The organism is Gottfriedia sp. NPDC058432 (genome assembly GCF_042721555.1).
Lineage (GTDB): Bacteria > Bacillota > Bacilli > Bacillales > Bacillaceae_G > Gottfriedia.
The window spans coordinates 183190-194697 of record NZ_JBHXLC010000009.1 but is presented as its reverse complement, the minus strand read 5'-3'; the positions used below and the strand labels follow the sequence as shown (position 1 = coordinate 194697).

At 31.0% G+C, this 11508-nt stretch carries 14 protein-coding genes; 1 reads left to right on the top strand and 13 read right to left on the bottom strand.

The features are described from left to right. Positions 1-150: 150 nt before the first annotated feature. From ACFWM3_RS11735 to ACFWM3_RS11725, 3 genes are all read right to left on the bottom strand, one after another. Positions 151-1371: a phospholipase D-like domain-containing protein gene (locus ACFWM3_RS11735; RefSeq protein WP_390311450.1), complete on the bottom strand. Its 1221-nt coding sequence runs from the start codon at positions 1369-1371 to the stop codon at positions 151-153. Positions 1372-1528: 157 nt separating this feature from the next. After that, positions 1529-2107, bottom strand: a complete 579-nt coding sequence (locus tag ACFWM3_RS11730; protein WP_390311449.1) for a TetR/AcrR family transcriptional regulator — start codon at positions 2105-2107, stop codon at positions 1529-1531. Between the two features lie 41 nt (positions 2108-2148). Then, positions 2149-3177 (bottom strand): alpha/beta fold hydrolase, encoded by a 1029-nt coding sequence (locus ACFWM3_RS11725; protein ID WP_390311448.1) that lies wholly within the window; start codon positions 3175-3177, stop codon positions 2149-2151. A 427-nt stretch (positions 3178-3604) separates the two neighbouring features. Here ACFWM3_RS11725 and ACFWM3_RS11720 point away from each other — a divergent pair, with 427 nt between their 5' ends. Beyond that, positions 3605-4447, top strand: a complete 843-nt coding sequence (locus ACFWM3_RS11720) for a hypothetical protein (RefSeq protein ID WP_390311447.1) — start codon at positions 3605-3607, stop codon at positions 4445-4447. A gap of 339 nt (positions 4448-4786) precedes the next feature. Here the strand turns inward: ACFWM3_RS11720 and ACFWM3_RS11715 are convergent, their stop codons facing one another. The 10 genes from ACFWM3_RS11715 to ACFWM3_RS11670 all read right to left on the bottom strand — a co-directional run bounded on the left by ACFWM3_RS11715 (position 4787) and on the right by ACFWM3_RS11670 (position 11503). Next, entirely contained in the window at positions 4787-5644 is an 858-nt protein-coding gene (locus tag ACFWM3_RS11715) for a GNAT family N-acetyltransferase (protein WP_390311446.1), read from the bottom strand. A gap of 150 nt (positions 5645-5794) precedes the next feature. Further along, a complete protein-coding gene (locus tag ACFWM3_RS11710; protein WP_056477169.1) occupies positions 5795-5980 on the bottom strand; it encodes a hypothetical protein in 186 nt (61 codons plus the stop codon). 124 nt (positions 5981-6104) lie between these two features. Beyond that, on the bottom strand, positions 6105-6257 hold the full coding sequence (locus tag ACFWM3_RS11705; RefSeq protein ID WP_390311445.1) for a hypothetical protein: 153 nt from the start codon (positions 6255-6257) through the stop codon (positions 6105-6107). 207 nt (positions 6258-6464) lie between these two features. Then, positions 6465-6890: an SRPBCC family protein gene (locus ACFWM3_RS11700; RefSeq protein WP_056477163.1), complete on the bottom strand. Its 426-nt coding sequence runs from the start codon at positions 6888-6890 to the stop codon at positions 6465-6467. 182 nt (positions 6891-7072) lie between these two features. Next, a complete protein-coding gene (locus tag ACFWM3_RS11695; RefSeq protein WP_390311444.1) occupies positions 7073-7261 on the bottom strand; it encodes a hypothetical protein in 189 nt (62 codons plus the stop codon). A 77-nt stretch (positions 7262-7338) separates the two neighbouring features. Continuing rightward, positions 7339-7722, bottom strand: a complete 384-nt coding sequence (locus tag ACFWM3_RS11690) for a DUF5412 family protein (RefSeq protein WP_056477158.1) — start codon at positions 7720-7722, stop codon at positions 7339-7341. Between the two features lie 237 nt (positions 7723-7959). Next, the gene (locus ACFWM3_RS11685; protein ID WP_056477155.1) at positions 7960-8139 is read right to left on the bottom strand and encodes a hypothetical protein; all 180 of its coding nucleotides are present in this window, start codon (positions 8137-8139) and stop codon (positions 7960-7962) included. 233 nt (positions 8140-8372) lie between these two features. Then, positions 8373-9143: a 3-hydroxyacyl-CoA dehydrogenase gene (locus ACFWM3_RS11680; RefSeq protein ID WP_390311443.1), complete on the bottom strand. Its 771-nt coding sequence runs from the start codon at positions 9141-9143 to the stop codon at positions 8373-8375. A 30-nt stretch (positions 9144-9173) separates the two neighbouring features. Next, positions 9174-10325: a thiolase family protein gene (locus tag ACFWM3_RS11675; RefSeq protein WP_390311442.1), complete on the bottom strand. Its 1152-nt coding sequence runs from the start codon at positions 10323-10325 to the stop codon at positions 9174-9176. A 29-nt stretch (positions 10326-10354) separates the two neighbouring features. Next, entirely contained in the window at positions 10355-11503 is a 1149-nt protein-coding gene (locus ACFWM3_RS11670) for an acyl-CoA dehydrogenase family protein (RefSeq protein WP_390311441.1), read from the bottom strand. Positions 11504-11508: the final 5 nt, after the last annotated feature.

Below are 11508 nucleotides of genomic sequence, written 5' to 3'. Positions count from 1 at the left end.
CTTCATTATAATTATGAATAAATATAAAATCAATTGTATTTTTATAAATATTTGAAAATAAAAAAAGATTAACCAATTTTCTTGATTAATCTTTCATTATTTTTTCATTGTATTCCTTAAATTAAAATACAGTACAACTAGTTGTTTGCCCTATAAATAAAATTCAAATACTTTAGCAATTTTTTCTTTTATTCGTTCTTTAAAAGGTAAATTTTTAATATAAGTAGGCGTAATTTCAAATGATTGATTGAATACATTGGCTAATTCTGGTTCTACCTGTTTGATAAACTGTTGATCATATATATAACAATTCAATTCATCCGTTAAATGAAATGACCTGGAATCAAAATTGGTTGTGCCAATCATTAGAACTTTATCATCAATTTTAATTACTTTACCGTGAAAAATACCTTTTTTAAACCCATAAACTTTTATGTTATTTTTCCAAGCTTGCTTTATATATGGAAATGCTGCTTGTTGTACTAAAAGTGCATCTGACTTATGAGAATATAATACTTTTACTTCAATTCCTCTATTTGCTGCATCTAATAATGAATCCCATATTACTTTATTATTCGGTATAAAATAAGGAGAATAAATTGTAATCGAATGTTTTGCTTGTTTAAACAATTTACTATATTCTTGCTCAATCCCTATTTTAGTATAAGAAACAAATTGATGCTGGCTTTTCCCAATTTTTTTACTGATGGCCATCTGTGTAATTTTTTGGTCTGAATTTTTTCTCCAATCATGTACAAATTGTTTTTCTAAGCCTTCAACACCACTACCTACTAACCTAAGTTGAACATCTTCCCAAGGTTTTAATCCTTTTTTTTCATCTATATACTTTTTACCTATATTGAACCCACCAATATAGCCAATTTCTCCATCAATAATCGTCATTCGACGATGATTTCTGTTGTTTAACGATGCAAAAAAATAAGATAATTGCGGTTTATTAAAATATGTAAAATGTACTCCATGATTGATCAAAGATTTTCTTTCTTTTCGCTCTAATAAAATTCCACCAAGACGATCAACTGCATAATAAACTGGAATTCCTTCATCACTCTTCTTTTTTAAGACATCTAAAAATTCATGAGATACACGATCATTAGAAACTGAAAAAAAGTAGATATGGACTTCCTTTTTTGCATTCCTAATATCATTAAATAATTGGTTATTTAATTTCTTTCCGTTCATATAAATCGACAAATCACTATGTCCAATTGGATAAGTTATTGGCTTTTCAGCAAAAACATTCTTTTTTTGAGCTATTTCCATTTCAATCTCATTTAAAGCAAATAAAATAACTAAAAGTGAAAATAGAAGAACTAAAGTTTTAAAGATGAATTTTAATATTTTTTTCATAGATTCCTCTTACATAGGTTTGGCATAAGAGTATTTTTTGAATAAAATGTCTTAAATATCCATATTTATTTTAATTATGGAAAATAAAAGGCTGTCTAACTAGACAACCCTTAAGGACTTTTATTACTAAGAATTTTTATTTCAATCAGCGTACCTTTTAAGCCCTTAACATTTTCATCAAAAAATCAGAAGTAGGTAAGCCAAATTTATCATCCACAAGATCTTGAATGGTTAAGCTATTTATCACATTGATATACCATACTAATATTTTTCGTGGATCTTCTTTTAAAAATTCACCACTTTCTTGACCTTTTATAAATATTGGTACTAGTAAATCAATTAAATAATCAGGCGAATATTCAGATAATAATTCAGTCACTTTTTCTGGTACTTCTGTTTTTTTCCTCGCTTGTTGGACAATCATAAATGCATATTTATGGTTTTCGTCTAACATTTTTTCAGTTAATAATTTTAGTAGTTGGTATGGAGTTCCTTGAAAAAATTGCAATGAACTTAGCTCTCTTTCAGACTCAAGCATTAAACCTTCGATAATTTGAAAAAACAGTTCTGCCTTTGATTGAAAGTGACGGAATATTAAACCTTCACTAACTTTTGCCTCAGTTGCAATTACACTTGTTTTCGTATTTTTATAACCATTCAATGCGAATATTTTCAAGGCAGATTGTTTTATAAGCACCTTTCTATCAGTTTGTTGATTATGATCTTTTGGTAACAACTTACTCACTCCAATTTATACATTCTTACTTATTTATTTTTTTAGTTAATTGCTAATGGCCTTACTCTATTTATTAATTCTTGTAAAAACTGCTCAGGTCTTGCAAAGCAAGCTAAATGTCCGGCGTTATTTATATAAATAAACTCTTTTAAAGGTGCTTCGATTTCTTGCAAAAACCGTTTTGCATTTTCGGTAGGCGTAATAATATCATGGTCTCCTTGAAAAATAAAGAAAGGAATTGAAAATACCGTTCCTAGCCGGCCATAATTAAAGTTTATCAGTTCATTAAACAATTGATTTCCCGAAAATTTCATCCCTTTAAATATATCGAATAGATCGCTTACATTATGTTGAGGTGATGAAAGCATAGAAGGCAATATAAGGTCCATTACCATATTAGGAACATTTTTTGTAGATTTTACTAATATCTGATTTCTTTTATCGAACTCTTTTTGTGTCCATTTTGATTGATCTGGTCCTAAATCTTTTAAAAACTTTAGTCCCCTCGTATTCCCTGCATCAGTCAAAGCATCAATCGCCAATTGGTATGTGATATTTTCATAATCAAAACAGTTTTGATCAGTTCCTACATACGCATAAAAGAGATTTGGCCTTTCCTTTATTAATAATGTGGCTATAAGACTACCGACGGAACTTCCAACCAAAATAATTTTATCTTTTTCAAGTTCATTACAAATTAGACTACATAATTTAATTCCATCTTCTACCAACTGGTTTAATGTAATTTTACCACAGCCTTCTTTACCATTCCTTTTAAAAGTTTTTCCTGCACCACGCTGATCCCATTGAACAATCGTAAAATGCTTTTCCCAAGAACATATTAAAGAACTAAAAACAGTATAAGTTGAGGCAGGGCCACCATGAACCAATAAAAGAACAGGGTTTCTTCTATCTTCTCCTCGGATTGTAATCCATTGATCAATCCCCCCAATCGTTACATACTTTTCATCATTAATCATATATTCAGAATTAATTTCTAACTTCTTTTCATTTTTCCTTTGATTAAATTTACGAAAAAAGATATCAGGTAAAATATTGGATTTTGTCATTTAGAGTCTTTCCTTTCTAATGTCAAATAGTGAGTGAGTTACTCACTCATAATATATTATGCATCTTGCTCTGTCAATTCTACTAAAACATATAAAAAAATTAGAGAACTTCCATTTTTCATTTAATCACCATATCTACCTTAAACTATTTATTTATTAATCCAAATATGTTTGTTTTTTCAACTTCCCCGCTATTTTGTTCAAAAAAATTCTACTAAACAGTCGTCAAGTTGTGCAGCTCAGCAGTTGTTAGTTTTATAAGATTTATTAATAAATTATTTAGTTAAGTATGAGTAAAGCCCCAAAAGACTAATCTCATTTTCCTTTTTAAGAAGGATGCCTTATATTTCCAAATTTTTAATAGCAATTTTTTCTAAAAAATAACACAAAATAGATGTATTCTAATCATCGGAGTTGACTTATAGTTGTGAAAAAAGTTTTATTTATTGTAATCCTGTCCCTTTCATTAATTAGCTTTACAGATTTTACTTACGCTATAACAGACGAACCAGTACTTACCCCAATTAGCTTTCAAATAGAAATTCAGGATTGGGAAGCTGTAAACAAAATAATCCCAAAATACTCATTGTTCACTGTAATCGATGTTGAAAGTGGCAAGAGCTTTAATGTACAAAGAAGAGCTGGTAGTAGGCATGCAGATGTGCAGCCTTTAACAAGAGAAGATACTAGGATAATGAAAGAAATATACGGAGGGAACTGGAGTTGGCGAAGAAGGGCTGTATTAATTTTAGCTGATGACAACCTAATCCCTGCCTCCATGCACGGAATGCCACATGGTGCAGGTTCGCTTCCAAACGGTTTCTGTGGTCATTTTTGTATTCATTTTATGGGAAGTACGACACATCGGACAGGTAAGGCAGACTTATCTCATCATGTGATGATCCTTAAAGCTGCTGGGAGGATTAATGAATATATGAGTAACCTTCCACCGTCCCAACTGCTAAATGTATTATTTGTTACGATTAAAAACAGAGATAAAGGCTTGGTTAAAAATATTGCCATAAGTAATCAAAAAAATATGAAAAAAGAACTTAAGAAATTAGAAAAAATTGATGCGATTCAGTGGACTTTGCCCCAAACCAAGGAATTAAGAGCAAACTCTATTGCAACTGAAATCCCAGTTGAGGTTAATCTTTTTATAAAAGATATAGGCCGGATTAGAAAGAAACTTTCTTTTTCATTGGTGAGAACGTCTCCTATTTCTCCATGGAAAGTAAATATCGATCCTTTGCTTTCAAGCATTAACTAGCTATCTAATTACAAGGGGTCAAGTTTTCTGTGTTTTTCAGTTATATCATTTCTTGATCCGTCATTAACATTAAAAAGGGCTACCATAGTAGCCCTTCTTTACACCTAATGTCTTGCACAATTGCAAATGAAATCCTTTCAAATCTGAACTTTTGTATATTCCTAAAATATTGAAAACCGCTTTAATTTATTCATTTTATCTAATGTCCTTAATATTTTGTTTTTTCCTTAATAATTCAACTAAAGTTAAAATGGATAGACCTATTATTACCGTTATGATATGAAAAAACGTCTTTTCATTCAATTATGGCAATGCTTTAGTTCAATAACAAACCACAATCTATGCTCTAGGAATTACAACTGCATTGCATGTTTTTTCATAAAATTCTATTGGTCCCGCTCCACCGATTATTGCATACTCATAACCAATTTCATTCATATCTTTTAAACAGTGATGAAGTAAAGAAAATCCAATTCCGTTAATCCTCTTAGTTAACGAGACTCCCATTGGTCCAAAATAACATTTTTTATTTTTATATACATCATAACAAGCGAACCCGACAATTTCTCCATCTTTATCTAAAGCAATAAATATCGAAGGCTCAATTAGTACGAACGCATCTTTTATTGTTTGGATCCAATCACTTGAAAAGTTATGATTTACAAAATTAAATAGATTGATATAATCATTTCTATTTATTTTTCGAACTATTATTTGCTTAGTAGTATCTGGAAATATGTAATGATCAAGATGAGTGATCATATCACGAGAAGTAGTACCAAGTTCTAAAATAGTTTGTTTTTGCTCTTCTGTGAGAAAGTTTTCAACTACATTTTTATTAATTAATGCCTTTAATAAATGACCTACATTGAGATATACTTGATTGTATTTTTTCATATATTCAGTAGCAAGTTCCATTACTGCCAATACTTCACTGGATACAGATACATTAAAAAATTCACTCACCAAATTTTGAACTGGAACAATATCCGATTGATCAATCAAATTTCTTAAAGAGTTTAAATCAATATTACATTTCAAAGTAATTTCGCCAAGCGTACCAGTATTTTCCTGAAAACATGCTAATAGTAAGTGTTCTGGTCTTAAGACCTCATTTTTTGAAGATTTAACTTCGCATTCTGCGTTTCTTATAATTCTTAGAATTCGATCAGTGAGTTTAGTATTTGATTTAGTCAATATTACTACTCCCTTTTAAGCGATTTTTCATTTTTGAATTTAATAATCTCTTAAAACTTATTAAACTTTCATCATTTTCCCATAAAAAATGAGCTGCCTTAATTTTATTACAAATCATATTTTCAACTACCGCTAAAAATCAACGTGGTTCTAATTGTTCTTTTTGCCCTTATTATCATATCTCAATTTTAAAATGTACAATATTGAGGCAATCGTTACAGTTACGATTGATGTCATTAATTCTATTTTTTTATTGTCTAAAGTCATATAAATTATATTTACAATTATTATTAGTAAAAAGAAAATTGTTCTATACTTTCGGACAATAACTTCCATTTATTCCGCTCCTTTTTTCCCTTAAGTTAACTCCTAGTAATTTACTAAGCTATGTTGTTTTTTTCCCTGCTTTTATATATCCATTCCACAACTTTTCCAATAACAAAACCAAAGATAATTGGATTCAATGAACCACCAAAGGAAAATCCGCCATTTGAAGTTTCCTCAAATTTGACCATTTTAAATATTCGATGTTAAATAAATAACCACACAAGTACAATACAAAAGTTGTAACAATGAATACAATTGTTGGAATCCAGAAAGTTTTCCTTTTCATTTAAATACCTCCTTAAATTCTTTTTTTTGGTAAATTATTACATTTTATATTTATAAATAGAATACCATGATTAATTTGTTTAGTCTTGATCAACTAATCAGCCAAAAACCTTAAATAAAAGGCCACATATATCGATTTGGTATGAATTATGCATTCTAAGCAAAAAAAAAGAGAATGATTCAATAACATCATTCTCTTTATATCTACTTAAATGTTTGTTTGTTCTGCATATTTTTTAAAATTGTCTAGAATTGCTTGCCATCCTTGTTGTTGAAACTCAACAGGATTAGTTGTTTCAGGATCGAATGTTTCAATTACTTCCGTTTCGTTTTCTTTACCACTAAATGTGATATTAACCTTTCTTCCATCACCTAGAGTATAAGCAATAACCTCATATTTTTTTACTTCATCATAAATCCCACCAAAGTCGAAACCAAAACTGCCATCTTTTGCTTCCATTCTTGAACGGAATTCTCCACCAACACGCAAGTCATTTTCTGCAATTGGTGTGTGCCAGTCGTCTGAAGCACTGTTCCATTTTTTAATATGTTCAGGTTCTGTCCAAAATTCCCATACTTTTTCGATTGATGCATTAATAGTTGCTTTTACTGTAACTTGTTTAGATGTTTCCATTTTAATACCGCCTCTCTTGATACCAATATTTTTTAAAATAATCAAAATTTGTGGCTAACTACATTGTATACGATTTCAAAAAAACGTTCTATCTATTCATTTTTTTCGTTTCTCATAAATGTATACAAATTATTTATTTTCTTATATTCAATACTTTGATAATAGTTTATTGAATCTACTTATTAACTTTTAGCTAGTTTAAAAAAATTAGATGCAATGCAACAAACTATTCCAACAATAAGTACACTAAATGAAATAGTTGTATTTATTAGTCCAAAGGAAATAGTATTTGTAATCAAACCAAATCCCCAAACAAATAAAATCGTTCCAATAACAATTAACGTTTTTCCTGTCTGAGATAATTTTTTCATTATATCCCCCTATTTTCAATAATTGACGCTTCGTTTACTACAACAAGGTAATATGCTGTTGTTAATTGTATAAGACTTTACATATTTCTGAAATCATAGTTTTCACTGCTGATGTTAATTTGTTTCTGATTCACTAATATTTCTTTATTATTTACCCATTGAATATTAAAAGGTTCACCTGGCAGCCACAATATAAATTTTTCTTTTTCCTTCTTATCTTTGGAACTCAACTGACCAATATAACTATAATCTGACTTCATAAATACTCCACCATTTAAATAAATCGTTAGTTTATGTTTCTTGTCAGGAGATTCAAGTTGTTTTATTTCATCAAGATTATTAACATTGACATCCTCCAATGCTGTAATGGCGTTTGTCTGATTAGTACTAAAAAAATAAAAAGCACCAATGTATATAGAAATTACAATAATAGTGTATATGACTACTTTCCGTTTAATCATAATTTAAAATTCCCCTATAAAAATTAATATCCAAGTATATCTAATTCTTTATTATTGAACTTAATCCATGTTTATATCCTCTAAACGACTTTCCATTACTTTATCCCCCAACCAAAATTCAATTAATCTATTATTCTTTTTATCAACATATCCTATTATGTCGAAACCCTGCTCTACTCTTTTAAAATAATTTGGTCCGTATAATGAAATTTCGGTAGTTTCATAGTAATAGTAAATTTAGCGTACACCTATTTTCTTCTCACTTTTTATTACAAAATAGATAGAGCAAGCTAAAAATATAAGACCTAATCCTACACCATATATCATTGAAAACTCAAGTACATTTTTAAGCGCTAATCCACCTGTAATTGAAGCAATAAACAAAAGTAAAAATAATACTGTGTATTTATTTTTCATAGTTAGAACACTCCTAAAAATTAATTACTGCACTGATATATTTTACCATATATTGGAAATTTTATGGTTGTTTTTTTGAAAATTCTTATTCAACTAATCTTCCAAGTTAGCTAAATAAGAATATCAATAATCTTCTTTAAAACGATCTCCACTTAAAACAACTACTAATTCCAAACATAAAAAAAGCAGGAGAACAAGTTAATACCCTGCTCTTCCTGCATTTGTAGTCACTCTTATTTTGGTTGCATACGAATTGCACCATCTAAACGGATCACTTCACCATTTAACATTGGATTTTCAACAATGCTCTTCGCTAAGTGTGCGTATTCTGATGGCTTACCAAGACGTGATGGGAATGGAACCATGTTTCCTAATGATTCTCTAGCTTTTTCTGGTAATACATCAAACATTGGTGTTTCAAATATACCTGGAGCAATACTCATCACTCTGATGCCGTATCTTGATAAATCCCTAGCAATTGGTAATGTCATTCCAGCTACTGCGCTTTTTGATGCACCGTATGCTGCTTGCCCCATTTGGCCATCAAATGCTGCTACTGAAGCGGTGTTAATAATAACACCTCTTTCACCAAATTCATTTGGTTCATTGTTAATCATTTGTTCAGCTGCTAAACGAATAACGTTAAACGTACCAACTAAGTTTACATTAATGATTTTTTGGAAAGATTCTAATGAATGAATTCCGTCTCTTTTAATTACTTTTTCGGCTAAAACAATACCCGCACAGTTTACTACTGTATTGATTGAACCATATTTCGTTAAAACATTTGCAATTGAATTTTTTACACTTTCTTCTGAAGAAACATCTGTTTTTTCGAAACAAACATTGTCTTCACCTAATTCAGCAATTAAGCTAGTAGCTCTTTCTTCATTTAAATCGAAGATAGCAGCCTTTCCACCATTTTCTACGATCATTCTAACTGTACCTGCACCTAGTCCTGATGCTCCACCTGTAACGATTGCTATGCTATCACGAATGTTCATTTTTTAAATCCCCCAATTTGTTGTTGTTTATTAATTTAATCTCTCAATAATCGTTGCATTTGCCATACCATGGCCTTCACAGATCGCTTGTAATCCAAAACGTGAGCCTGTTTTCTCTAAAGCATTACACAATGTAACCATAACCCTTGCTCCACTAGCCCCAAGTGGGTGACCTAATGCGATCGCACCACCGAATATATTTAATTTTTCAAATGGTACATTTAATTCTTTTTGCCATGCTAAAGGTACTGCAGCAAATGCTTCATTTATTTCAAATAAATCGATTTGATCGATTGTTAAACCACATTTATGTAGAACTTTTTGAGTAGCTTGAATTGGTCCTGTTAACATTAACTGAGGGTCAGATCCTACTACTGTTCTCCCAATAATTCGAAACTTAGGTTTAAATCCTAATTGATGAGCTTTCTCTTTACTCATTAAAAGTAAGCCTGCAGCACCATCACTAATTTGACTTGCATTTCCAGCGGTAACCGAACCAGTTTCAGTAAATGCTGGTTTTAAAGTTGCTAATTTCTCAATAGAAGAGTTTTCTCTAGGTCCTTCGTCTTTTGTAACTTTAACAAGTTCACCTTCTTGATTCGTAACAGAAACTGCAATAATTTCGTCTTCAAAATAGCCTTGTTTCATTGCTTTTAATGCTTTTTGATGGCTATTATAAGCAAATTCATCTTGCTCACTTCGACTGATATTCCACTTCTCATTTATGCGTTCTGCTGAGATCCCTTGGTTAAAGTCACCAAACCTATTCGTTAGTTTTTCATTCCATTTTGATCCTTTTAAATTCGAAAACATTGGTACACGTGTCATGCTTTCAACACCAGCTGCAATGACAATGTCCATATCTCCACTTAAAATGGCTTGTGATGCAAAATGGACAGATTGCTGACTTGATCCGCATTGACGGTCAATCGTAACACCAGGCACTTCAATTGGTAGACCTGCTAATAAAGCGGCAACTCTGCCAATATCACCAGCCTGTTCTCCAATTTGAGTAACACAGCCCATAATCACATCATCTATTTCTTTTGGATCAAATTCATTTCGACTTACTAATTCCTTTAGTACTATTGCAGCTAAGTCATCAGGTCTTGTTTCGCTAAAGCTGCCGCCTCTTTTTCCAATAGGTGTTCTTAAAGCATCAACAATAACTACTTCTCTCATAAATTTGATCCTCCATTTTTAAGTCTGGATTAATTTAATCCCATTTGTTTTGCAATAATCGTCTTCATGATTTCATTTGTCCCTGCGTAAATTGACATGATCTGAATATCTCTGAAGCGTCTAGCAATCTCGTATTCTTCCATATATCCATATCCACCATGCAATTGGAGGCACTCTGAAGCAACTTTTTTGCCTAAATCTGTAATCCACCATTTTGCCATCGATACTTGCTTAACAACATTTACGCCTTCTATGTGCTTATAAATTAAGTCCTCAATGAAAGTACGACCAATTTCAATTTCAGTAGCCAATTCTACAAGTTTAAATTGAGTATTTTGGAACCCAGCAATTGATTTTCCAAATGCTTTTCTACTTTTTACATACTCAGTTGTCACTTTCAACATTTGTTCAGCTGAAACTAATGCTTCTAATGCAACTACTAATCTTTCTTGCTGTAATTTTTCCATTAAGTAATAGAAGCCTTTTCCTTCATCACCTAATAAATTCTTTACAGGTACTTTAGCATCTTGGAAAATTAATTCAGCCGTATCTTGGCTATGAAGTCCTACTTTATTCAATTTCTTTCCTCTAGAAAACCCAACTGTATCTTTTTCGACAACTAGCAAGCTTATTCCTTTATGAGCAGGTCGAATTGTCGTATCAGTTTTAACTGCAATGATAATTAAGTCTGAATGAATCCCATTCGTAATAAACGTTTTCTCACCATTAACGATATAGTAATCCCCTTCTTTTACCGCAGTTGTTTTAATATTTGCTAAATCCGATCCAGCACCTGGTTCAGTCATCGCAACAGCACTAATATATTCACCTGAAATACATTTAGGCAACCATTCCATTTTTTGCTCTTCATTTGCATAAGCAGTCAAATAAGGTACAACAATATCATTGTGCAATGCTACACCAACTAAACTTGAACCAACTTTCTCAAGTTCCTCTATAATAATGACTGAATAGCCAAAATCTACACCTAACCCACCATATTTTTCGTCAACGTAAGGACATAAAAATCCTTCATTTCCTAATTTATCCCAGAATTCTCTAGGTATCATTTTGTTTTGTTCCCACTCTTCATAGAATGGTACAGCTTCTTTTTGTAAAAACTTTCTAAGAGCCGTGCGGAAGATTTCATGTTCTCTAGTTAAGTAAGAATGTTTCATAATAA

Bases quoted from the DNA above. Each gene is read 5' to 3' on its own strand.
- ACFWM3_RS11685 (WP_056477155.1), bottom strand. From the start codon at position 8,139: ATGAAAAATAAATACACAGTATTATTTTTACTTTTGTTTATTGCTTCA.
- ACFWM3_RS11705 (WP_390311445.1), bottom strand. From the start codon at position 6,257: ATGAAAAGGAAAACTTTCTGGATTCCAACAATTGTATTCATTGTTACA.
- ACFWM3_RS11680 (WP_390311443.1), bottom strand. From the start codon at position 9,143: ATGAACATTCGTGATAGCATAGCAATCGTTACAGGTGGAGCATCAGGA.
- ACFWM3_RS11735 (WP_390311450.1), bottom strand. From the start codon at position 1,371: ATGAAAAAAATATTAAAATTCATCTTTAAAACTTTAGTTCTTCTATTT.
- ACFWM3_RS11725 (WP_390311448.1), bottom strand. From the start codon at position 3,177: ATGACAAAATCCAATATTTTACCTGATATCTTTTTTCGTAAATTTAAT.
- ACFWM3_RS11690 (WP_056477158.1), bottom strand. From the start codon at position 7,722: ATGATTAAACGGAAAGTAGTCATATACACTATTATTGTAATTTCTATA.
- ACFWM3_RS11700 (WP_056477163.1), bottom strand. From the start codon at position 6,890: ATGGAAACATCTAAACAAGTTACAGTAAAAGCAACTATTAATGCATCA.
- ACFWM3_RS11710 (WP_056477169.1), bottom strand. From the start codon at position 5,980: ATGGAAGTTATTGTCCGAAAGTATAGAACAATTTTCTTTTTACTAATA.
- ACFWM3_RS11695 (WP_390311444.1), bottom strand. From the start codon at position 7,261: ATGAAAAAATTATCTCAGACAGGAAAAACGTTAATTGTTATTGGAACG.
- ACFWM3_RS11670 (WP_390311441.1), bottom strand. From the start codon at position 11,503: ATGAAACATTCTTACTTAACTAGAGAACATGAAATCTTCCGCACGGCT.
- ACFWM3_RS11675 (WP_390311442.1), bottom strand. From the start codon at position 10,325: ATGAGAGAAGTAGTTATTGTTGATGCTTTAAGAACACCTATTGGAAAA.